Here is a 21,525-nt window from a genome sequence, read left to right as displayed (position 1 = left end):
GGCGGGTGGGAGAGATCCCGCCGCGGAGCGGCGGGCGCTGGAGGGGCCCCCGGCGTGGGGGCGGCTAGAAGGGGGCGGCGGCGTGGTGGGCCGCGTCGTCGCGGGCCTTGCTGCGGGCCCTGCGGGCGGGCCCCCGCCACCCGCACGTGCACCGCGCGGCACAGAAGGGCCCGTTCTCGACGGTCGTGGTGCGGTGGGGCTCGGTGGATTGCTGCTCTGCCACAGAGCCACCGTACGCCCGTCGGGTGAATGCCCTGCGGCGTGACGACGCCTCGTACCGGTCGTTAGTCGAAACGACAAGGGGCCGGGCCGGTTGACACATGGAGAGGCTGGGGGTCGGCAGGGCGATGGGGCAGCAGCGCAGGCACAGGGGCAGAGCGGCGGCGGCCACCGCTGCCACCGCCGCCGCGATGGGACTGATGGCGCTCACCACGGGCTGCGTGGGCGGCGGCGCCGCGGCGAGCGACGACCCGGCGGCGCGAGACCCCGCAGGGACGGTGCGCGGCGCCGCCGACTCCCTGATGCGCGCGGGCAGTTCCAAGGCGCGTACGTCCATGGAGATGGCCAGCGGCGGCACCCGGGTGACGGTCACGGGCGAGGGAACGTACGACTTCCGGCGCCGCCTCGGCCGTCTCGACGTCGTGCTGCCGCAGGACCCGGCGGGCAGCTCCGCCGAGCGCAGGCCCCCGGTCACCGAACTCATGTCGGACGGCGACCTGTACATGAAGAACCGCGGCGCGGGCGTGCCCGCCGACAAATGGGTGCACATCGAGACGGCCTCCCTGTCCGACGGGAACCTCGTCACGGGCGGCGCCACCGACCCCCTCGTCGCCGCCGAACTCCTGCGCGGCGCCCGCCGGGTGACGTTCGTGGAGCGGACCCGCGTCGACGGCGTCGACGTGGCGCACTACCGCGGCGTCGCGGACCTCGCCCGCGCCGCGAGGCCCGCGTCGAAGGAGCACGGCCCGGCGCTGCGGGCAGCGGCAGGGAAAGGGTTCAGCAGGGCCGGGGTGCCCTTCGACGCGTACCTCGACGAGGAGGGCCGGCTGCGCAAGGTCCGGCACCGGTTCAAGGTGTCCAACGGCACGGTGGCGTCGACGACTTCACTGTCCGGGTTCGGGGCACCCGTCGACGTGACGCTGCCCGCGGGAAAGGACATCTTCGCCGGGAAGATCGCCGAGCGCTGAGCCGTTGCACAGGGCGGCCGACGACCGCGGAGCGCGTCCGGCGAGGCCCCGTACGGCGGGGCGGAGGGGGGAATGAGGGGTGGAATATGGTCCGTCCGTGCCATGCGCGGTGCGTAGGGCGCTCCCTACTCTAGGAAGCCGGTACCGGCACAACCGTCGTCAGGAAGAGGTGATGAACGTGGCTCCGGTGGGCGCGACGGCAGTTCAGGACCACGTCGCCCTCGCCGAGATCGAGCTGTGCGGCGAACTGATCATCGCGGCGTCCGCCGCGCGCGGTGAGCGGCTCAGTGCCGACCGGATCGACGAGGTGCTGCGAGTCTCCGACGGTCTTGAGGGCGGGGCGGACCGGGACGATTCCCGGCCGTAGGCCCGCCGCATACCGGCCGTTTTTCCCGCCGCGTCGCGGCTCGCGAGGACTCACGTACGCAGCATCCGCGCGATCGCCTTCGTGGCCTCCTCGACCTTCGCGTCGATCTCGTCACCGCCCTTGACCGCCGCGTCCGCGACGCAGTGGCGCAGGTGCTCCTCCAGGAGCTGGAGGGCGAAGGACTGCAGGGCCTTCGTGCCGGCGGAGACCTGCGTGAGTATGTCGATGCAGTAGACGTCCTCCTCGACCATGCGCTGCAGGCCGCGGATCTGGCCCTCGATGCGGCGCAGGCGCTTGAGGTGCTCGTCCTTCTGCTTGTGATACCCGTGCGTCTTGTGGGGCTGCTCCGGCTGAACTGCTTCGGCCGCCTCTGTGGTCGTCATCGCGTCCTCCTGTGCATACCCCTAGTGGGTATAGGGTAGCCGATTCCTCGGGTGGTGTGCTGATCACTGTGCCTGATGGGCGACACTGGGGTATGGCCGGTTAGCCGTGGCCAGATGATGCGCCTAGCATCAGCCTGACCGCATCCAAAGCACCCCGAGGACCCCACGTGCGATTTCGTCTGACCCCCAGGGAGACGAGCTTCTACGACATGTTCGCCGCATCCGCGGACAACATCGTCACAGGCTCCAAGCTCCTGATGGAACTGCTCGGGGCCGATGCCTCGGCCCGAGCCGAGATCGCAGAGCGTATGCGGGCCGCCGAACACGCGGGGGACGACGCGACGCATGCGATCTTCCACCAGCTGAACTCCTCGTTCATCACGCCGTTCGACCGCGAGGACATCTACTCCCTGGCGTCCTCGCTCGACGACATCATGGACTTCATGGAGGAGGCCGTCGACCTGGTCGTTCTGTACCAGGTCGAGGAGCTCCCCAAGGGCGTCGAGCAGCAGATCGAGGTGCTCGCGCGGGCCGCCGAGCTGACGGCCGAGGCCATGCCGCACCTGCGCACCATGGACAACCTCACCGAATACTGGATCGAGGTCAATCGCCTGGAGAACCAGGCCGACCAGATCCACCGCAAGCTGCTCGCCCACCTCTTCAACGGCAAGTACGACGCCATCGAGGTGCTGAAGCTCAAGCAGATCGTCGATGTGCTGGAAGAGGCGGCCGACGCGTTCGAGCACGTCGCCAACACGGTGGAGACCATCGCGGTCAAGGAGTCCTGAGGCACCTCCATGGACACCTTCGCGTTGATCGTGACCATTGGCGTCGCGCTCGGTTTCACGTACACGAATGGCTTTCACGACTCCGCGAACGCCATCGCCACCTCCGTCTCCACGCGTGCGCTGACGCCACGCGCGGCGCTCGCCATGGCCGCGGTCATGAACCTCGCCGGTGCCTTCCTTGGCAGCGGCATCGCCAAGACGGTCAGCGAAGGGCTGATCGAGACGCCGCACGGCACGAAGGGGATGTGGATCCTCTTCGCCGGTCTGGTCGGCGCGATCGTCTGGAACCTGATCACCTGGTACTACGGCCTGCCGTCGTCCTCGTCGCACGCGCTGTTCGGCGGCCTGGTGGGCGCGGCGCTCGCCGGTGGCATCGGGGTGATCTGGTCCGGGGTGGTCGAGAAGATCGTCATCCCGATGTTCCTGTCGCCGCTGGTCGGTCTGCTGGTCGGCTATCTGGTGATGTGCGCGATCATGTGGATGTTCCGCAAGTCCAACCCGCACAAGGCCAAGCGGGGCTTCCGCATCGCGCAGACCGTCTCGGCGGCCGGCATGGCGCTCGGGCACGGCCTCCAGGACGCGCAGAAGACCATGGGCATCGTGGTGATGGCCCTGGTCATCGCCGATGTCGAGGACGCCGGCGACCCGATTCCGATCTGGGTCAAGATCGCCTGTGCGGTGATGCTGTCGCTCGGTACGTACGCGGGTGGCTGGCGCATCATGCGGACGCTCGGCCGCAAGATCATCGAGCTGGATCCGCCGCAGGGGTTCGCTGCGGAGACCACGGGGGCGGGGGTCATGTTCAGCGCGGCGTTCATGTTCCACGCGCCGATCTCGACGACTCACGTCATCACGTCCGCGATCATGGGTGTGGGTGCGACCAAGCGAGTGAACGCGGTGCGCTGGGGTGTCGCCAAGAACATCATCCTCGGCTGGTTCATCACGATGCCGGCGGCGGCGCTGGTCGCCGCGGTGAGCTTCTGGATCGTGAATCTCGCGTTCTTGTGATGCCCACGCGGGTGCGGGGCGGCGGTGTCGGCTGGGGGTCCGGGGGTTATCCCCCGGGGAATGCAGCATCACGATGCCGGCGGCGGCGCTGGTCGCCGCGGTGAGCTTCTGGATCGTGAACCTGGCGTTCCTGTAGGTCCTCGCGGGGCGCCCCAGACCCGCCCCTTTCCCGAAACCGGGGGCTTCGCCTCCGGACCCCCCTATCGCCGCTTCGCGGCTCGTCCTCAAACTCCCCCAAAGCTCTTAAAGAGCAGGGGGGACCCCCTCGACGGGCTGACATACCAACGGAACGGGCCCGCCCCCCGGGAGCCAGGGGGCGGGCCTTTGTGTCCCTGCGGTGGCACCGCCATGCAGCACCGCGGGGAGCTCGGTTCACCCGTCGGTCAGCCGAAGCGGCCGGAGATGTAGTCCTCGGTCGCCTGGACCGACGGGTTGGAGAAGATGCGCTCGGTGTCGTCGATCTCGATGAGCTTGCCGGGCTGGCCGACCGCCGCGAGGTTGAAGAAGGCCGTGCGGTCCGAGACGCGGGCCGCCTGCTGCATGTTGTGCGTCACGATGACGATCGTGAAGCGTTCCTTCAGCTCGCCGATCAGGTCCTCGATGGCGAGGGTGGAGATCGGGTCGAGGGCCGAGCAGGGCTCGTCCATGAGCAGGACCTGCGGCTCGACCGCGATCGCGCGGGCGATGCACAGGCGCTGCTGCTGACCGCCGGAGAGGCCGGAGCCGGGCTTGTTCAGGCGGTCCTTGACCTCGTTCCAGAGGTTGGCGCCCTTGAGGGACTTCTCGACGACGTCGTTCAGCTCGCTCTTCTTGTACGAGCCGTTGAGCTTCAGCCCCGCCGCGACATTGTCGAAGATCGACATGGTCGGGAACGGGTTCGGGCGCTGGAAGACCATGCCGATGGTGCGGCGCACGTTCACCGGGTCCACGCCGGAGCCGTACAGGTCGTCGCCGTCCAGCATGACCTTGCCCTCGACCCGGCCGCCGGGGGTGACCTCGTGCATGCGGTTCAGGGTGCGCAGGAACGTGGACTTGCCGCAGCCGGACGGGCCGATGAAGGCCGTCACGGAGCGGGGCTCCACGGTCATCGAGATGTCTTCGATCGCCTTGTGGGAACCGTAGTAGGCGTTGAGGCCCGATACGTCGATTCGCTTGGCCATGGGATCACTGCTTCTTTCGGAAACGTACTGCTGTCGGTCGCTGACCGGCCCCACTCGGCGGAGCCGAATAGGTCGCCTCAGCGACCGGTCGTCGGGGCCTTCCAGCGGGCGACGCCGCGGGCCACGAGGTTGAGGATCATGATGAACGCGATCAGGGCCAGGGCCGCCGCCCAGGCACGGTCGTAACCGGCCTGGTTGCCCGACTGGTACTGCTGGTAGATGTACAGCGGCAGCGATGCCTGGGCGCCGTCGAACGGGTTCGTGTTGATGAAAGGGTTCACCCAGACCAGGAGCAGGACGGGCGCGGTCTCACCGGCGATACGGGCGATGGCCAGCATGACGCCGGTCGTGATGCCGCCGATCGCGGTGGGCAGGACCACCTTCAGGATGGTGCGCCACTTCGGTACGCCGAGCGCGAGCGATGCCTCGCGCAGCTCGTTCGGGACGAGCTTCAGCATTTCCTCGGTGGAGCGCACGACCACCGGCATCATCAGGATCGACAGCGCCATGGCGCCGGCCCAGCCGGAGAAGTCGAAGCCCAGGATCAGGATCCAGAAGCTGAGGACGAACAGACCCGCGACGATCGACGGGATGCCCGTCATCACGTCGACGAAGAACGTGACCGCCTTGGCGAGCTTGCCGCGTCCGTACTCGACGAGGTAGATCGCGGTGAGCAGGCCGATCGGCACGGCGATCAGGCAGGCGAGGCCGACCTGCTCCAGGGTGCCGATGATGGCGTGGTAGATGCCGCCGCCGGTTTCCTTGTCGGCGACCACGCCCATGGAGTGGCTCAGGAAGTAGCCGTTGAAGACCTTGGCGCCGCGCTGGACGGTCTCGTAGACGAGCGAGGCCAGCGGGACGACGGCGAGGAGGAACATCACCCACACCATCGAGGTGGCGAGGCGGTCCTTGGCCTGGCGGCCGCCCTCGACCGTCGCCGAGAGGATGTACGAGACGGCGACGAACAGGATCGCCGCGATCAGGCCCCACTGGAGGCGGGAGTCCAGGCCCGCGGCGAGGCCGATGCCGCAGCCCACGGCGAGCGAGCCGACGGCGATGACGTACGGCGACCAGCGCGGCAGGCGCGCGGCCTTGAGGTTCGAGGGGCCGCTCTCGCCGCCGGGAGTACCGGTCGGCTTCATGGTGCTGATGCTCATGCGTTGGCCCCCGAGTACTCCTTGCGGCGCGCGATGATCAGGCGGGCCGCGCCGTTGACCAGCAGCGTGATGACGAAGAGCACCAGGCCGGAGGCGATGAGGGCGTCCCGGCCGTACTCATTGGCCTCGTTGAACTTGCTGGCGATGTTCTGCGCGAAGGTGCCGCCGCCGTAGTCGAGCACGGACGCGTTGATGACGAAGCTCGGGGAGAGCACGGTGGCGACGGCGATCGTCTCGCCGAGCGCGCGGCCGAGGCCCAGCATCGAGGCGGAGATGATGCCGGAGCGGCCGAACGGGAGCACCGACATGCGGATGACTTCCCAGCGCGTGGCGCCGAGCGCGAGCGCGGCCTCTTCGTTGAACTTCGGGACCTGGAGGAAGACCTCACGGCTCACGTTGGTGATGATCGGCAGGATCATGATCGCGAGCAGGATGCCGACGGTCATCAGGGAGCGCGGGGCGCCGCCCTGGTACTCGAAGATGCCGGTCCAGCCGAAGTAGTCGTCGAGCCAGCTGTACAGGCCGGTCAGATTGGGGGCGACGACCAGGGCGCCCCAGAGGCCGTAGACGATCGACGGCACGGCGGCCAGGAGGTCGATCACGAAGGCGATGGGGGCGGCCAGGCTGCGCGGCGCGTAGTGCGAGATGAAGAGCGCGATGCCGATGGCCACGGGGACGGCGATCACGAGCGCGATGATCGAGCTCACGACGGTGCCGAACACCAGGACGGCGATGCCGAAGACGGGCTTGCCGCCGCTCGTGATGCCGGCCGGGTCCCACTCGAAGGTCGTGAAGAAGCTGCCCTCGTTGTCGGCGAGGGCGATGGAGGCGCGGTAGGCGAGGAACGCCGCGATGGCGGCCATGACCAGCAGCAGTGCGATGCCGGATCCGCGCGACAGGGCGAGGAAGATCCGGTCTCCGGGGCGGGTGGCGCCGCGGGCTGCGCGCTTCTGCGCTGCGGTCGTGGGCTTGGCGTCCTCGACGCGGGGAGGAGGCGGTGTCGTATCCGTGGGTATATCCATGGGGTTCTCCGGTCTGCGGAGCCGTCCCGCCCGCTGGCGGGGCACGGCTCCTGGCGGCGGTGCACCGGACGGCGCGGCCCACCGGGTGGTGGGCCGCGCCTTTGGGTCAGCTCAGGGCCGCGACGGTCTCGCGGACCTTGGTGATGATCTCGGACGGGATCGGCGCGTAGCCGTTCTCCTTGAGGAGGGCCTGGCCGTCCTCGCTGGAGACGTAGTTGAGGAAGGACTTGGTCGTCGCCAGGGTGTCCGACTTGTTGCCCTTCTCGCAGACGACCTCGTACGTCACCAGGGTGATCGGGTACGCGCCCTCGGCGGTGGGCTTGTAGTTCAGCTCAAGGGCGAGGTCCTTGCCCTTGCCGACCGTCTTGGCCTCGGAGATCGCCTTGGAGGCGTTGTCGACGGTGGCCTCCACCGGCTCCTTGGCGCCGGTCTTCAGGTCGACGGTCTCGATGCCCTCTTCGGCGTACGACAGCTCCATGTACGAGATGGCGCCGGTCGTCTGCTTCACCTGCTGGGCGACACCGGAGGAACCCTGCGCGGACTGGCCGCCCTTGGGCTCCCAGGACTTGCCGGTCTCGTACGGCCACGCGGACGGGGCGGCGCCCTTGAGGTACTTGGTGAAGTTGTCGGTGGTGCCGGACTCGTCCGAGCGGTGGAACGCCTGGATCTTGGTGCCGGGGAGCTTGGCGTCGGGGTTGAGCTTCTCGATCGCCTTGTCGTTCCAGTTCTTGATCTTGTTGTTGAAGATGTCGGCCAGGGTCTTGGCGTCCAGGACCAGCTTGTCGACGCCCGGGACGTTGTAGCCCACGGCGATGGGGCCGCCGACCATCGGCAGGTCGATGGCCTGGCTGGACTTGCAGACCTTCTTCGACTTCTCGATCTCGTCCGGCTTCAGGGCCGAGTCGGAGCCCGCGAAGGCGGTCTGGCCCTGGAGGAACGCGGTGATGCCGGCGCCCGAGCCGGTCGGGTTGTACTGCACCTGGACGTCCTTGCAGGCGGCCGTGTACTGCTTCACCCAGGCGTCGATGGCGTTCTTCTGGGCCGACGACCCGGACGCGGCCAGCTGGCCCTTGGCGTCGTCGCACTTGATGTCGCTGGCGGCATTGGACTTCTTGCCGCCGTCGCCGTTGTCGCCCGTGTCGTCCGAGCCGCACGCCGTGAGGGCCAGGGCGCCGGAGACGGCGAGAGCACCGAGGGTGAGGGCCCGCCGGTTCTTGCGCTGAAGCTTCACTTTCGGGAGTTCCTTCCGGGAGCCGCCGGACTGGGGCGGCGTGCGAGGTGGTTCGAGTGGCCGTAGGTGGCCTGTGGGCCGAGCGCGCGTTGCCGGGGCGGTCCGATCGATCGCTCCACGCATCACGTAGGGCCGAAATTAGGCAGAACAGGTGAAGCGGCCGATGGCCGTAAATGAACGCGCGGTGAACCTACGCGGACGTTGTGGTTAGGTCACGGTCGGATTACGTCGAGCGCGGGCGCAAAGGGCCATGTCGCCCCCGGGCCGGGCTGCCCGGGGAAGGGCCGCGGTGGCTCGATGTGATCGGTCGCGTTCCCCCCAGTTTCCGGTGCGTACGGGGGCCGGGCACGTCCGTTCCGGCGGCCCTCGTCGGCCTTCGTGAGCCCTCGTCAGCCTTCGTCGGCCGGGTGGAGGGTGGTGAGGAGGGTGTCGAGGAGTTCGCGGTCGCGAGGCTGGGTGAGGCGGGCGCGGGCCTCGGCCGGGGGGAGCCAGCGGACGCGGTCGACCTCGCGGTTCGGCGTGAAGTGGCCGTGGGTGGCCTCGGCCGCCCAGTACTGGACCTCTTTGGGGCGGCCGCCCGCCTGGTAGTGGGCGGTGGGCAGGCGCGGGCCCGGTACGCAGTGCTGGCCCGTCTCCTCCGCGACCTCGCGCACGGCGCCCGCGAGCGGGTCCTCGCCGGGCTTCAGCTTGCCCTTGGGGTGCGACCAGTCGTCCCACTTCGGCCGGTGGACCAGGCAGATCTCCAGGGCGCCCGTCGCCGGTGAGCGGCGCCACAGGACGCAGCCCGCGGCGCGGATCGGGCCCGGGGCGCCGGTCATCGCGCGGTCACCTCCCCGGTGTCGTCCTCCGCCCGTGCCGTCATGGCGTCGTGACCGCCTCCCGCAGCCAGGCCCGGTGGAAGGCGAACCTCGCCGCCTCCACCTCGTGGCGCTGGTCGGCGTGGAGCACGCCGAGGGCGTACGCGGTGGCCGGGGCGATGCGGGGGGTGCGGGCCGCCGACGCCGCCGCGGCGGCCGCGTCCGCCGCCTCGCGGTGCAGGTCCAGGGCCAGGCCCGCCTGGACGAGGCGGGGGTCCAGGGGGACGTCGCCGAGCAGCACCTCCTGGGCGTAGCGGTGCAGGCGCAGCAGCGAGCGGACCCTCAGCCAGGGGGCGTCCTGGGCCTCCGGGGCGGTGTCCGCCGCCAGGCCGTGGACCAGGGCCTCCGCGTTGTACGGGTGGCCCGCCTGGACCAGGGGGAGGGCGGCGACCGCGTCGGCGAGCTGGACCTCCGCCGCCGCGGCCGGCGGCTTCAGGTCCCCCTCGGCGGCGGGCCGCAGGGGGACCTCGCTGGCCAGCACGGCGACGTTGTCCGCCACCGCGTGGAAGCGGGAGGAGCCGAAGGCTTGCAGGGCGGCGGAGTGGGCCCGGGTGCGGGCGAGGGTGAGCTGGCGCTCCAGCAGGGCGGCCGCTTTGGCCGCGCCTACGGCCAGGGGGCCGGTGGGTTTCTTGGCCGCCGGGGCCTGCCCTGAGCCCGGGGCCTGGGCCGGGAGCGAGCCTTGGCCGGGGCCCACATGATCGGCACCCTGGGCCGGGGGCTGTGCCCACCCGTTCCGCCCTGCGGAACGCCTGCCCACAGCGGTAGCCCGGTCGCCTGAGGCTGCGGGTAGGGCCTGTCCTGTGGAGCGCCTGCCCGCAGCGGTGGCGGGGGCGTGGGGGCCGCCGGGCGGGTTGCCCGAGCCCGTCGGGTCGGTGGGGTCGCCGCCCGCGGCCGTGGTTCCGGACCGGGGTGCCCCCGGCCCACCCCCGGCCCACCTCTCGGTTCGGGGTGACGGGTGGGCGGGTGGGGGATATCCGCCGCGGAGCGGCGGTGTCGAAGAGGGCGACGGCGGGGCGGACGGCCCCGGCAGCGGCGCCGAGGCGGCGGACGCCGGGGTTGCCGTCGTCGGGGGTGGGGACGACAAGCGGTGCAGCGCGCCCAACAGCCGTTCCAGCCGCGCGGCGTACGCGTGCTCGCGGGCCAACGTGCCCGACAGCCACGCCAGTTCGGGCCGGAGGGACTCCGTCCAGTCGGGGTCGAGGAGCGGCCGGAACGTGTGCAGCGTGGCGCCGATGCGGCGCGAGGCACGGCGCAGGGAGCGCGCCGCCGCCAGGGACTCCTCGGCGCCCTGCGCGTCCGTCGAGGACTCGCGGTGCAGCCGCAGCGAGCGGAGGAAGTCGGTCGCCTGGTCCTGCAGGTAGACCGACAGGGCCTCGCCCGCCGTCATCTCATGGTGTTGCTGTGCCACGCCGGCGCCTCCGGGCGTCTATGAGCATCTCCTGTACGTTCCGCAGGGGCTGGCCGTCCGGGTCCGTGGCATGCCGCGTCCAGTTGCCGTCCGCCCCCAGGTGCCACGAGGCCGTGGTGTCCGACATGCCGGTCTCCAGGAGCCGGTTCAGGGTCGCCCGGTGCGCCGGGGCCATCACCCTCACCAGAGCCTCGATACGGCGGTCGAGATTGCGGTGCATCATGTCGGCGCTGCCGATCCACACCTCCGGCTCGCCCCCGTTGCCGAAGGCGAAGACCCGGGAGTGCTCCAGGAAACGCCCCAGCACGGAACGCACGCGTATGTTCTCCGACAGACCCGCGACGCCCGGCCGCACCGCGCAGATCCCGCGCACCCACACGTCCACCGTCACGCCGGCCTGCGAGGCGCGGTACAGCGCGTCGATGACGGCCTCGTCCACGATCGAGTTGACCTTGATGCGGACGTAGGCGGGGCGGCCCGCGCGGTGGTGCTGTATCTCCCGGTTGATGCGGGTGATCAGGCCGTCGCGCAGGGACTTGGGGGCCACGAGCAGGCGCCGGTAGGTCTCGCGGCGCGAGTAGCCCGAGAGCCGGTTGAAGAGGTCGGAGAGGTCCGCGCCGACTTCCTGGTTGGCGGTGAGCAGCCCCAGGTCCTCGTACAGCCGGGCCGTCTTGGGGTGGTAGTTGCCGGTGCCCACGTGCGAGTACCGGACGAGGTTGTCGCCCTCCTGGCGGACCACGAGCGAGAGCTTGCAGTGCGTCTTCAGACCGACCAGGCCGTACACGACATGGCAGCCGGCCTCCTCCAGCTTGCGCGCCCACTTGATGTTGGCCTGCTCGTCGAAGCGGGCCTTCAGCTCGACCAGGACGAGCACCTGCTTGCCGGACTCGGCGGCGTCGATCAGCGCGTCCACTATCGGGGAGTCGCCCGAAGTGCGGTACAGCGTCTGCTTGATGGCGAGGACGTTCTCGTCGGCGGCGGCCTGCTCCAGGAACGCCTGCACGGACGTCGAGAACGAGTCGTACGGGTGGTGAAGCAGCACGTCGTGGTCGCCGCGCAGCGCCGCGAAGATGTCGGGCGCCTGCGCCGACTCGACCTCGGCGAGGTCGCGGTGGGTGCCCGCCACGAACTTCGGGTACTTCAGCTCGGGCCGGTCCAGGCCCGCGATGGCGAAGAGCCCGGTGAGGTCGAGCGGCCCCGGCAGCGGGTGCACCTCCGACTCGCCGATCTTCAGCTCCCGCATCAGCAGGTTGAGGATCTTCCGGTCGATGGACTCCTCGACCTCCAGGCGCACCGGCGGCCCGAAGCGGCGCCGCATCAGCTCCTTCTCCAGCGCCTTCAGGAGGTTCTCGGCGTCGTCCTCCTCGACCTCCAGGTCCTCGTTCCTGGTGAGCCGGAACATGTGGTGCTGCTTGATGTTCATGCCCGGGAACAGTTCCTGGAGGTGCTTGGGCGCGGCGATGACGTCCTCGATGGGGACGTAACGCTGCGGGGATGCCTCCAGGAAGCGGGAGAGCAGCGGCGGCACCTTGACGCGCGCGAAGTGCTCGTGGCCGGTGACCGGGTTCTCGATCACCACGGCGAGGTTCAGGGACAGACCCGAGATGTACGGGAAGGGGTGCGCCGGGTCGACGGCCAGCGGGGTGAGGACCGGGAAGATCCGGTGCATGAAGAGGGTGTAGAGCCGGGACTGCTCCTTGTCGGTGAGCTCGTGCCAGCGCACCACGTGGATGCCCTCGTCGGCCAGCGCCGGGGCGACCTCTTCCTGGTAGCAGGCGGCGTGCCGGGCCATGAGCTCGCGCGAGCGGTTCCAGATCAGCTCCAGGACCTCGCGGGGCTGCAGCCCCGAGGCCGAACGGGTGGCGACGCCGGTCGCGATGCGGCGCTTGAGGCCCGCCACCCGGACCATGAAGAACTCGTCCAGGTTCGAGGCGAAGATCGCCAGGAAGTTCGCCCGCTCCAGGAGCGGGGTGTTCGGGTCCTCGGCGAGCTCCAGGACGCGCTCGTTGAAGGCGAGCCAGCTGCGCTCGCGGTCCAGGAAGCGGCCCTGCGGCAGCTCGGCGCCGCCGTACCCCGCCTGGGCCTCCTCGTCGTACCCGTCCAGATCGGCGTCGATGTCCGGGTCCAGGTCGGAGACGGTGGCCGCGATGGTGTGCGGCCGGTGCGCCGCGAGGGTGCCGACGGACGGCTGCGCGTGCCGTACCCCGGCGGCGTGGGAGTGCTCGGTTTCGGACTGCGCGGTGGGCTCGCTCATGGGCCCATTCTTCCGCGCGCCACCCCATCCGGGCGCGCCGGAGACCTCGGGCGCGAGACGGACCTGGCCGTTCGGGCGCGCTCCGTCCGGCGCGGGCTCGGGCACGGTGGGGGGCTGCATTGCCTGAGCGTCGCAAGGCTGTCTGAATCAATGGTTACGCCGACATGACGCCTGGGGGGTGGCGTGGAGACCCCCAGGCGTCCAGGGCCGGACGTCTCAAGGGGTGCGGCGGCGCAGGATCCAGAATGCCCCGTACGTCGCCGCCGCCGCGAGGGCGAGGACGATCCCGGTTTCGATGAGCTGTACGTACCAGAAGTGGGAGCGGGGGTGGTAGTCCGCGTACCAGCCCGCGACCTGGGTGTCCGCCGGGCAGTCGGCGCCCGGTGCCGCCTCGGGGCGGCAGTTGAACTCGTCGAAGCGATCACCCGCGGGGTTCAGCGCCCCGCTCTCCACGACGAACGACCCGGTGGGCAGCCCTTGGATCTGGACGTCCGCAGCGTCCGTCGCCGGCCCGGAGGCAGTGGCGGCCGGATACAGGTCCCAGCGGAGGGTGCCGAGCGCGAGCACCAGAGCACCGGTGAGACCGCCCGCGGCGACGACGGCGAGCAGGGTGCGGCGCAGCAGCAGCCCGGCAAGCGCGCCGGCCCCCACGGCGAACAGGCAGTACGCGACCAGGACCGGGCCGGTTGATTCATAGGTGCCGCGCAGCATCCAGTTCCGCGCGGTCGTGGTGCCGATGGTGTCCGAGGCGGAGAGCCGGAACACCGCGAGGGCGGCGAGCGCGGAGCCCACCGCGAGGGCCGCGCACAGGGCCAGCCGGGCCGTCAGCCAGCGCTTCGGCGTGACCGACTGGGTGAGCGTGAACTTGTCGATCCCGGCCTCCAGTTCACGGCCGAGGACCGGGCCGCCGACGAAGGCGCCGATGAGGGCCGGAAGCAGCAGGGCCGCCAGGGTGGTCTTCTCCTGGTACTGGCCGAGGAACGTGCCCGGGTCGGAGAAGCCGAGGAAGGTGCCCGCTCCCGCGTGTTCCGCGCTGCGGCGGAGCACTTCCGTGCAGAGGGCGGCCAGCGCGGCGAAGGCCGCCGCTCCCCACAGCGCCCCGCGGTGCAGCCGCAGGACGGCCCAGCGGGTCCCGCTCAGCAGAGGTGCGCTCACGCGGCCACCGCCCGGGTCGCGGTGGTGCCGGGGGTGATCAGCGCGGGGGCGTCCGGCGCGCGCAGATGGGCGAGCAACAGTTCCTCCAGAGAGGGTTCTGCGACGTCCCAGGCGGGGTCCACCGGGCCGTCGGTGCGGATGAGGGCGGTGAGGCCGCGGCCGGTGGCGCGGGACTCCACCACCGTGTGCCGGGCCAGGTCGGCCACCCGGCCGGTGCCGGTGACCAGGGCATGGGCGTGCACCAGGTCGTCGACACCGCCACCGAGCCGCACCCGGCCGCCGGATACGAGCAGCAAGTGGTCGCAGGCGTCCGCGAGTTCGCCGAGGATGTGGGACGACATCACGACAGTGGTGCCGTGTTCGGCGGCCTCGGCCATCAGGGTTCCCATCAGGCGGTGGCGGGCGAGGGGGTCGAGATCGGCCATCGGCTCGTCCAGGAGCAGGAGTTCGGCCCGCTTGCCGAGCGCGAGGGCGAGCGCGAGGCGGGTGCGCTGGCCGCCGGAGAGGGAACACACGCGGGCGCCCGCGTCGAGATCGCCGTCGGCCACCACCCGGGCGGCGAGTTCGGCGTCCCATGACCCCCGGTTCAGCTCGGCGCCGAGCCGGAGCGTCTCGGCGACGCTGAGTCCCGGGTGGAGAGGCTTGTCCTGGGCCACGTACGCGACCCTGGGCCGGGCCGCGGCCGGGGCGGTGCCGAGGACGGCGAGCCGGCCGGACGTCGGCCGCAGCAGGCCCGCGGCCAGCGCGAGCAGCGTCGACTTGCCCGCGCCGTTGGGTCCGACGAGGGCGCAGACGCGGCCGGCGGCGAGGCGGAACGAGCAGCCGTTCAGGGCGGGTGCCCGTCGGCGGCCGTAGGCCAGGGTGAGGTCGGCCGCCTCGATGGCGGTGTCGGTCATGCGGGGTCCCCCATGGTTGTCGCGGGCTGAGCCCGCGGTGCGGTCTTGGCCGGTGGTTCGGACTGCGGTGGCGGGAACTGCTCCTCCAGTACGGCCGCGAACAGCGCCGCCACGTCGTCCCGTTCCAGGCCCGCCGCGCGGGCGCGCCCGGCCCAGTCCAGGAGCTCGCCGCGCAGCGGTGAGTCGGCCGGGGCGCTGCCGAGCGACCTGCGGACGAACGTGCCGAGGCCGCGGCGGGCCTCCACCAGGCCCTCGCGCTCCAGCTCGCGGTATGCCTTCAGGACGGTGTTCGGGTTGATCGCGGTGGCCTCGACGACCTCGCGGGCCGTGGGCAGCTTGTCGCCCGGCTCCAGCAGGCCGAGGCGCAGGGCCTGGTGGGTCTGCTGGACGATCTGGAGGTAGGTGGCGACGCCACTGCGCCGGTCGATGCGGTACTCGACCACTGCCTTGCACCACCCTTTCACTAATTGAGTAGTGAAAGGGTGGTGCAAGAGAGGGGGCGGCGTCAAGTGACGCCGCCCCCTGGGGTGTTGCGTGGGGCCCCGCTTCGGGGCCGCGTGCTCTGTGCTTACGACTCCGTGCTTACGACTCCGTGCGGTACATCAGGTCCGTCTCGTGCGTCACGAACCCGAGGCGCTCGTACACGCTGACCGCCGCCTTGTTGTCCGCGTCGACGTACAGCATCGCCGTCGGCAGTCCGGCCGCCGCGAGGTGGCGCAGGCCCACGGTGGTGAGCGCCTTGCCGAGCCCGCCGCCCTGCGCGCCCGGCCGCACCCCGACGACGTACACCTCGCCCAGCCGCTCCGCCGCGTGCACCTTCGTCCAGTGGAAGCCGACGAGTTCCCCGTCCGCCTCCCGCTCCGCGAGGAAGAACCCGGCCGGGTCGAACCACGGCTCCGCCTTGCGGTCGTCGAGGTCGCGCTGGGTCAGCGAGCCCTGCTCGGGGTGGTGGGCGAACGCCTCGGCGTTCACCGCGAGCCACGCCGCGTCGTCCTCGCCGGGCACGAAGGTGCGTACGCGGACGCCCTCCGGAAGCACCGGCTCGGGCAGGTCGAGGCCCGCCAACGGGCGGCGCATCTGGCGCAGTTCCCGGAACAGGGTCAGGCCGAGCACCTGGGCGAGGTGGCGTGCCGCGGAGTGCCCGCCGTGCGCCCACACGCGCAGCCGCCGCCCGGACTCGCCGAGCAGCGCGGTGCCGAGCGCGCGGCCGTGCCCGTGGCCGCGGTGGGCGGGGTGCACGACCAGCTCGGCGGCCGGGGCCTCGATGGGGTCGGTGTCCTCCAGCTGCGCGTATCCGACGAGTTCGGCGCCGACGGTGAGGAGCAGATGACGTACGCCCGTCCGCGGGCCGCCGCGCAGCTGCAGCCGGCCCTGCTCGGACACGGCCTGCTGGCCGTCCGTGCGGGTCGCGTCCGCGAGCAGGGCGAGGACGGTGTCGGCCTGCTCGGCCGTGAGCTCGGTGAGCGTGTCGATCTGGCGGAGGGCGGCGGGTTGCCCTGCGGGCTGCTCGTCAGTCATGCGTCGAGAGTACGACTTCTGGCGGGGCGCCTTGGGCTGGCGCTGATCGCGCTGCGCGCTCGTCCTCAAACGCCGGACGGGCTTAATTTCCCGCTCCCCTTCCGCAATGGCAACCAGTCTGTAACCAGGAACCCTCTGTTGCGCTACGCGCGTTGACCCTAGGCTTCCCGACGGCCAAGTCGTCCGCAGAACCCCCGGGGGGAACCCGTGTCCGCCATACCGAAGCACCGCAGGCCCAGGCGCCGCGCCACCCGCGTCCTCGCCGTCGCGGCGGGCCTCGCCACCGTCGGCGCGCTCGCCGCCGCGCTGCCCGCGACCGCGGGGCAGGACGGGCCGGGGGCTGCGTCGGCCAAGGACAAGAAGCGCACCGTAGATGTGCAGTTGCTGTCCTTCAACGACTTCCACGGCAACCTCCAGCCGCCCGCGGGTTCCTCCGGGCAGGTCACGGAGAAGCAGCCGGACGGGACCGAGAAGAAGATCGACGCGGGCGGCGCGGAGTACCTGGCGACCTCGCTGCGCTCGGCCCGCAAGGGCCACCCGTACTCCGTCACCGCCGCGGCCGGCGACCTGATCGGCGGCAGCCCGCTGCTGTCCGGGCTCTTCCACGACGAGCCGACCGTCGAGGCCCTGAACAAGATGGACCTGGACGTATCCAGCGTCGGCAATCACGAGTTCGACGAGGGCGCGAAGGAACTGGCGCGCGTCCAGAACGGCGGCTGCCACCCCAAGGACGGGTGCTACGAAAAGGACAAGCACGGCAAGCCGAAGAAATTCAAGGGCGCCGACTTCCCCTACCTCACGGCGAACGTCACCAAGGAGAAGACCGGCAAGCCCCTCCTCAAGCCCTACTCGGTGTGGAAGCACAAGGGCGTGAAGATCGGCTTCATCGGGCTGACCCTGGAGGGCACCCCGGACATCGTCTCGGCCGAGGGCATCAAGGGCCTGAAGTTCCACGACGAGGTCGAGACGATCAACAAGTACGCGAAGATCCTCGACAAGCAGGGCGTGAAGTCGATCGTCACGCTCATCCACGAGGGCGGCTCCCCGGCCAGCCAGGCGTACAACTACAACTGTGACTCCCCGGGCGCGGGCGACGGCATCTCAGGACCGATCACCGCGATCGCCAAGGCCGCCTCGCCCAAGGTCGACGCGATCGTCACCGGCCACACCCACCAGGCGTACGTCTGCACCATCCCGGACCCCTCGGGCAAGCCGCGCATGGTCACCTCGGCGTCCTCGTACGGCAAGCTCTACACGGACACCACGCTCACGTACGACCGCAAGACCAAGGACATCGTGCGGACGAGCGTGAAGTCCGCGAACCACGTCGTCAGCCGTACGCAGCCCAAGGCCGCCGACATGACGCGGCTCATCGGCCGCTGGGACAAGCTGGCCGCGCCCATCGCGAGCAAGCCCGTCGGTTTCATCTCCGGCGACATCCCCGGCCGCGGCGCCACCTCGCCCGAGTCCCCGCTCGGCGACCTCATCGCCGACGCGCAGCTCGCGCACGCCAAGTCCCTGGACGGCGAGGCCGACCTGGCCCTGATGAACCCGGGCGGCATCCGCTCCGACCTCGTCCACAAGGCGAGCGGCGGCGAGGGCGACGGGGTCGTGACGTACGGCGAGGCGTTCACCGTGCAGCCGTTCAGCAACACCGTGAACCTCGTCGACCTCACCGGCGCGCAGGTGCTGACCGCGCTGCGGCAGCAGGTCAGCGGCTCGAACGAGGCATCGCCGAAGATCCTCCAGGTGTCCGAGGGGCTCACCTACACGCTGGACATGACGAAGTCCGGCGCCGACCGGATCGTCACCGGCTCCGTGAAGCTCAACGGCAAGGCGCTGGACCCGGGCGCCACCTACCGCGTCGCCCTGAACTCCTTCCTCGCGGGCGGCGGCGACGGCTTCGCCGAGCTGGGCAAGGGCACGAAGCCGCTGGTCGGCGGCGACGACCTGAAGGCGCTCAACGACTACTTCGCCGCCAACTCCTCGGCGGACAAGCCGATCGCGCCGCCGAAGGCGGACCGCATTACCGTTGTGAAGTAGCTCTCCGGCGAACAAGCTTGGGGTGGGGTGTGAACGTATGGTGAGATCGCCTGATGCGTTCCCCCCACCGCATGGCCGTTTCTGATCCGTCCGAAGAGATATCCCCCCACAATCCGTACGAAGAGCTCGGCGCCCTCGCGCCCAACCCTCTGGAGGACTTCCTCAAGGAGGACCGCGAGGATGCCGCCGAGGCCGAGACTCCCTGGGAGCCGCCCAACCACCGGCGCGGCAGCCGCAGGCGCCGCAACCGGTTCGCCGGGCTCCCGCTGGCCGTGAAGGCCGTCGTCGCGCTCGCCGTGGCCGCCGCGTTCCTGGTCCTCGCCGACCGCTGGGCCCTGCTCTACGCCGAGCACGAGGCCGCCGACAAGCTCAAGGACCAGCTCGACCTGAGCGCGGCGCCCGAGGTCGACATCGAGGGCTTCCCCTTCCTCACCCAGGTCTTCGACCAGCGCCTGGACGAGGTGAAGGTGACCGTGCCCGACGTCGCCGCCGACCGCGTCTCGCTCGCGAAGGTCTCCGCGACCGCGACGGACGTGACCATGAAGGGCGACGGGCCGACCTCCCTGCACGGCGCGGTCATCGGGCAGATGCGCGGCGAGGTGCTCCTCTCCTTCGACGACCTCAACCGTGAGCTGGGCGCCTCCCAGGTCACCTTCACCGGTCACGGCCGCGACAAGGTGTACGCCCGCGGCACCCTGCCCGTCGCCGGGCACGACCTGAAGGTCCGCGCCGACGCCCGCATCGAGCGCAACGGCGACCGCGGCGTCGCCACCGACATCGACCGGATGCGCCTGGAAATCGGCGACATGGCGACGTACCGCCCGGGTGCGCGCGAGTCCGAAGGGCTGCACCTCAGCCGCGAGGGCGCCCGCCGCGTGGCCGACGAGTCGTCCAAGGCGAAGGCCCTGCTCGCGGTGCCCGCGATCGCCCAGCGGCTCGGTGTGCCGGACGCGGCCGTGCGGGAGGCGCTGCGCAGCGACGCCAAGCTCAACGACGTCACCGGCTCCCCGGAGTTCGTCGACGACGTGATGCGGCTGAACCTCATCGACGTGGCGATGGGCCACCCCGCCCTGCTGAAGCGGCTCGGTCTGGACCCCGCCCTGCTCAAGGGCCTAGACGCCCTGACCCGGCCCGTCCTCGTCGACCGGCTTTCGCTGGCCTTCGAGTTGCCGAAGCTGCCGGGGGAGGGGGCCATGCGGCTTCAGGGCGTGAAGGTGGAGAAGGACGGGATCCGGGTGGGGGTCGAGGGGTACGGGATCGGGTTCGGGAAGTAGGCCCTGCGGGGCTTTCCCCAATCCCGCCCCTTCCCGGGCCTGAACGGCCTCGTCCTCAAACGCCGGACGGGCTAGATAGACGCCGACAGGGTCAGGGTCGGGCCCCGGTATCCCGCCCGAAGCCGTCGGTCGTGCGTCACCACGATCAGCGTCCCCGCGTACGTCGCGAGCGCGGCCTCCAGGTCCTCCACCAGCGCGGGCGAGACATGGTTCGTCGGCTCGTCCAGGAGGAGCAGGTCGTACGGGCGCGTGACCAGGCGGGCCAGTTCGAGGCGGCGGCGCTGCCCCGTGGAGAGCGCGCCGACCGGACGCAGCAGGTCCGCCTCCCGGAAGAGGCCGAGCGCGAGCAGTTCCTCGCCCTGTCCCGCGCCGAAGGCGGCGAGCAGTGAACGCGCGCCCTCCGCGCGGGACAGGGGCGCCGCCACCTGCCGCAGCAGCCCGACCCGGGCGGGCCGGCGCACCGTTGCACCCGGCTCCGGCGCCAGCTCGCCCGCGAGGACCCGCAGCAGCGTGGACTTGCCCGCGCCGTTGGGACCGGTCACCAGGAGGCGGCCCCCGGCCGGGACGTGCAGGGCGCCGAGCGCGAGCCGCCCCGGGACGCGGACGTCCGCCAGCTCCACCGCGCACCGGGCCGCTCCCGCGACGCCCGCCGTGAAGCGCAGCGGCTCCGGCGGCGCGGGCACCGGGTTCCCGGTCAGGCGCAGGAGGCGCTCGCGGGCGTTGCGGATCCGGCCCATCGCGCCGTGCGCCCGCGACCGGGCCCGGAAGGCGCCCGCGCCGCTGAAGGCCGACGGGGCCTTGCGGGGGATCGCGTCGAGGCGTCCGACGGCGGAGTCGGCGAGCCGCGACTGCCGGGCCACTTCGGCGCGCCACTCCTCGTACTCCCGCTCGTGCCGGGCGCGTTCGGCGGCCTTCGCCGTCAGATAACCGGCGTAACCGTCGCCGTACCGCCGCACGGAACGAGTGACATGGTCGACCTCCAGGATGGTGTCGGTGACGCGGTCGAGGAACGTCCGGTCGTGGGTGACGGCGACGAGGGTGCCGCGGTGGGCGCGCAGCCGCTCCTCCAGCCAGGCCACGGCCTCGTCGTCCAGGTCGTTGGTCGGCTCGTCGAGCAGCAGCAGCTCGGGCGCGGAGGCCAGGGTCGCGGCGAGCGCGAGCCGGGACCGCTGCCCGCCGGAGAGGGTGCCGAGCCGCCGCGAACGGTCGAGCCCGGTGTGCTCGCCCAGGTGCCGCAGGGCGATGTCGACGCGGCGGTCCGCGCCGTGGCCGCCGCGCGCCTCGAACCGCGCGACGAGCGCGGCGTAGGCGTCGTACGCGTCCGGGCCCGCGCCGTCCAGGGCCGAGCCCGCCGCCTGGATACGCCGCTCCAGGGACCGCAGTTCGGCGAGCGCGAGGTCGACGGCGTCGCCGACGCGGGCGCTGTCCGGCAGGTCCAGGGTCTGGGCGAGATGCCCGGTGCCGCCCGGGGCGACGACGGTGACGGTGCCGTTGTCGGGCCGCTCGCGCCCGGCGAGCAGCCGCAGCAGCGTGGACTTGCCGGAGCCGTTGTCCCCGATGACACCCGCCTTCTCGCCCGGCCGGACGGTGAGGCGGACGCGGTCGAGGACGAGGTGGTCGGCGTAGCGCTTGGTGACGTCGGCGAGGGTGAGCTGGGAGGTGACCGGGCGGGGGGCGGGTGCTGCTGGGGCACGGAACAAGTGGGGCTTCTTTCGCAGGGGGCGGTGGATGCGGGTACGGGGTACCCGATCTCGCAGGCGAGACGCCTCGTCTCGTCTGCGAGTGCGCCCACCGTAGCGCCCGCGTGCCCCCTACGC

Annotated in this window: 20 protein-coding genes; 6 read left to right on the top strand and 14 right to left on the bottom strand. The window is 71.3% G+C overall.

The window, feature by feature from the left end:
- Nucleotides 1-64: 64 nt before the first annotated feature.
- Entirely contained in the window at nt 65-223 is a 159-nt protein-coding gene (locus tag STRAU_RS43175) for a hypothetical protein (protein WP_203227499.1), read from the bottom strand.
- Nucleotides 224-320: 97 nt separating this feature from the next.
- Here STRAU_RS43175 and STRAU_RS33285 point away from each other — a divergent pair, with 97 nt between their 5' ends.
- Nucleotides 321-1,187: an SCO4651 family lipoprotein gene (locus STRAU_RS33285; protein WP_397893236.1), complete on the top strand. Its 867-nt coding sequence runs from the start codon at nt 321-323 to the stop codon at nt 1,185-1,187.
- 172 nt (nt 1,188-1,359) lie between these two features.
- Nucleotides 1,360-1,554, top strand: coding sequence for a hypothetical protein (locus STRAU_RS33280; RefSeq protein WP_037663562.1), 195 nt, complete (start codon nt 1,360-1,362; stop codon nt 1,552-1,554).
- Between the two features lie 50 nt (nt 1,555-1,604).
- Here STRAU_RS33280 and STRAU_RS33275 read toward each other — a convergent pair whose 3' ends face one another.
- Nucleotides 1,605-1,937 carry a metal-sensitive transcriptional regulator gene (locus STRAU_RS33275; protein ID WP_016644815.1) on the bottom strand — a complete coding sequence of 111 codons (333 nt, stop codon included), beginning with the start codon at nt 1,935-1,937 and terminating at the stop codon, nt 1,605-1,607.
- 167 nt (nt 1,938-2,104) lie between these two features.
- On the opposite strand from STRAU_RS33275, the gene STRAU_RS33270 reads away from it, so the two are divergent.
- The gene (locus tag STRAU_RS33270) at nt 2,105-2,725 is read left to right on the top strand and encodes a DUF47 domain-containing protein (RefSeq protein WP_016644813.1); all 621 of its coding nucleotides are present in this window, start codon (nt 2,105-2,107) and stop codon (nt 2,723-2,725) included.
- A gap of 9 nt (nt 2,726-2,734) precedes the next feature.
- Nucleotides 2,735-3,733: an inorganic phosphate transporter gene (locus STRAU_RS33265; RefSeq protein WP_016644812.1), complete on the top strand. Its 999-nt coding sequence runs from the start codon at nt 2,735-2,737 to the stop codon at nt 3,731-3,733.
- Nucleotides 3,734-4,116: 383 nt separating this feature from the next.
- Here STRAU_RS33265 and pstB read toward each other — a convergent pair whose 3' ends face one another.
- The 11 genes from pstB to mshD form a co-directional block, all read right to left on the bottom strand.
- Nucleotides 4,117-4,893 carry a phosphate ABC transporter ATP-binding protein PstB gene (gene pstB / locus STRAU_RS33260; protein WP_016644811.1) on the bottom strand — a complete coding sequence of 259 codons (777 nt, stop codon included), beginning with the start codon at nt 4,891-4,893 and terminating at the stop codon, nt 4,117-4,119.
- Nucleotides 4,894-4,970: 77 nt separating this feature from the next.
- Nucleotides 4,971-6,050, bottom strand: coding sequence for a phosphate ABC transporter permease PstA (gene pstA / locus STRAU_RS33255; protein WP_016644810.1), 1,080 nt, complete (start codon nt 6,048-6,050; stop codon nt 4,971-4,973).
- Nucleotides 6,047-7,072, bottom strand: coding sequence for a phosphate ABC transporter permease subunit PstC (gene pstC / locus STRAU_RS33250; protein ID WP_016644809.1), 1,026 nt, complete (start codon nt 7,070-7,072; stop codon nt 6,047-6,049). The genes pstA and pstC overlap by 4 nt, the downstream gene beginning before the upstream one ends.
- 106 nt (nt 7,073-7,178) lie before the next feature.
- Entirely contained in the window at nt 7,179-8,303 is a 1,125-nt protein-coding gene (gene pstS, locus STRAU_RS33245) for a phosphate ABC transporter substrate-binding protein PstS (RefSeq protein WP_016644808.1), read from the bottom strand.
- Between the two features lie 389 nt (nt 8,304-8,692).
- On the bottom strand, nt 8,693-9,121 hold the full coding sequence (locus STRAU_RS33240; protein ID WP_016644807.1) for an NUDIX hydrolase: 429 nt from the start codon (nt 9,119-9,121) through the stop codon (nt 8,693-8,695).
- 40 nt (nt 9,122-9,161) lie between these two features.
- Nucleotides 9,162-10,547 carry a CHAD domain-containing protein gene (locus tag STRAU_RS33235; RefSeq protein ID WP_052029389.1) on the bottom strand — a complete coding sequence of 462 codons (1,386 nt, stop codon included), beginning with the start codon at nt 10,545-10,547 and terminating at the stop codon, nt 9,162-9,164.
- Nucleotide 10,548: 1 nt separating this feature from the next.
- Nucleotides 10,549-12,942, bottom strand: coding sequence for an RNA degradosome polyphosphate kinase (locus tag STRAU_RS33230; protein ID WP_078621690.1), 2,394 nt, complete (start codon nt 12,940-12,942; stop codon nt 10,549-10,551).
- A gap of 96 nt (nt 12,943-13,038) precedes the next feature.
- Entirely contained in the window at nt 13,039-13,977 is a 939-nt protein-coding gene (locus STRAU_RS33225) for a hypothetical protein (protein ID WP_016644803.1), read from the bottom strand.
- Nucleotides 13,974-14,873: an ATP-binding cassette domain-containing protein gene (locus STRAU_RS33220; RefSeq protein WP_016644802.1), complete on the bottom strand. Its 900-nt coding sequence runs from the start codon at nt 14,871-14,873 to the stop codon at nt 13,974-13,976. Before STRAU_RS33220 ends, STRAU_RS33225 begins: the two co-directional genes overlap by 4 nt.
- On the bottom strand, nt 14,870-15,316 hold the full coding sequence (locus STRAU_RS33215; RefSeq protein WP_016644801.1) for a GntR family transcriptional regulator: 447 nt from the start codon (nt 15,314-15,316) through the stop codon (nt 14,870-14,872). The genes STRAU_RS33220 and STRAU_RS33215 overlap by 4 nt, the downstream gene beginning before the upstream one ends.
- Nucleotides 15,317-15,455: 139 nt before the next feature.
- Nucleotides 15,456-16,391: a mycothiol synthase gene (gene mshD / locus STRAU_RS33210; protein ID WP_016644800.1), complete on the bottom strand. Its 936-nt coding sequence runs from the start codon at nt 16,389-16,391 to the stop codon at nt 15,456-15,458.
- 207 nt (nt 16,392-16,598) lie between these two features.
- Here mshD and STRAU_RS33205 point away from each other — a divergent pair, with 207 nt between their 5' ends.
- Entirely contained in the window at nt 16,599-18,434 is a 1,836-nt protein-coding gene (locus STRAU_RS33205; RefSeq protein WP_016644799.1) for a bifunctional metallophosphatase/5'-nucleotidase, read from the top strand.
- A gap of 53 nt (nt 18,435-18,487) precedes the next feature.
- Entirely contained in the window at nt 18,488-19,708 is a 1,221-nt protein-coding gene (locus tag STRAU_RS33200; protein WP_037663559.1) for an LmeA family phospholipid-binding protein, read from the top strand.
- Between the two features lie 71 nt (nt 19,709-19,779).
- On the opposite strand, the gene abc-f is transcribed toward STRAU_RS33200, so the two are convergent.
- Nucleotides 19,780-21,408: a ribosomal protection-like ABC-F family protein gene (abc-f, locus tag STRAU_RS33195; protein WP_016644797.1), complete on the bottom strand. Its 1,629-nt coding sequence runs from the start codon at nt 21,406-21,408 to the stop codon at nt 19,780-19,782.
- Between the last annotated feature and the right edge of the window lie 117 nt (nt 21,409-21,525).

The organism is Streptomyces aurantiacus JA 4570 (assembly GCF_000414115.1).
GTDB lineage: Bacteria > Actinomycetota > Actinomycetes > Streptomycetales > Streptomycetaceae > Streptomyces > Streptomyces aurantiacus_A.
This window is presented reverse-complemented; position numbering and strand designations above follow the sequence as displayed.

Coding starts and splice junctions, on each gene's coding strand:
- STRAU_RS33285 (WP_397893236.1), top strand. CDS start 321: ATGGAGAGGCTGGGGGTCGGCAGGGCGATGGGGCAGCAGCGCAGGCAC.
- STRAU_RS33280 (WP_037663562.1), top strand. CDS start 1,360: ATGAACGTGGCTCCGGTGGGCGCGACGGCAGTTCAGGACCACGTCGCC.
- STRAU_RS33275 (WP_016644815.1), bottom strand. CDS start 1,937: ATGACGACCACAGAGGCGGCCGAAGCAGTTCAGCCGGAGCAGCCCCAC.
- STRAU_RS33265 (WP_016644812.1), top strand. CDS start 2,735: ATGGACACCTTCGCGTTGATCGTGACCATTGGCGTCGCGCTCGGTTTC.
- pstB (WP_016644811.1), bottom strand. CDS start 4,893: ATGGCCAAGCGAATCGACGTATCGGGCCTCAACGCCTACTACGGTTCC.
- pstA (WP_016644810.1), bottom strand. CDS start 6,050: ATGAGCATCAGCACCATGAAGCCGACCGGTACTCCCGGCGGCGAGAGC.
- pstC (WP_016644809.1), bottom strand. CDS start 7,072: ATGGATATACCCACGGATACGACACCGCCTCCTCCCCGCGTCGAGGAC.
- STRAU_RS33240 (WP_016644807.1), bottom strand. CDS start 9,121: ATGACCGGCGCCCCGGGCCCGATCCGCGCCGCGGGCTGCGTCCTGTGG.
- STRAU_RS33235 (WP_052029389.1), bottom strand. CDS start 10,547: ATGACGGCGGGCGAGGCCCTGTCGGTCTACCTGCAGGACCAGGCGACC.
- STRAU_RS33230 (WP_078621690.1), bottom strand. CDS start 12,942: ATGCAGCCCCCCACCGTGCCCGAGCCCGCGCCGGACGGAGCGCGCCCG.
- STRAU_RS33220 (WP_016644802.1), bottom strand. CDS start 14,873: ATGACCGACACCGCCATCGAGGCGGCCGACCTCACCCTGGCCTACGGC.
- mshD (WP_016644800.1), bottom strand. CDS start 16,391: ATGACTGACGAGCAGCCCGCAGGGCAACCCGCCGCCCTCCGCCAGATC.
- STRAU_RS33200 (WP_037663559.1), top strand. CDS start 18,488: ATGCGTTCCCCCCACCGCATGGCCGTTTCTGATCCGTCCGAAGAGATA.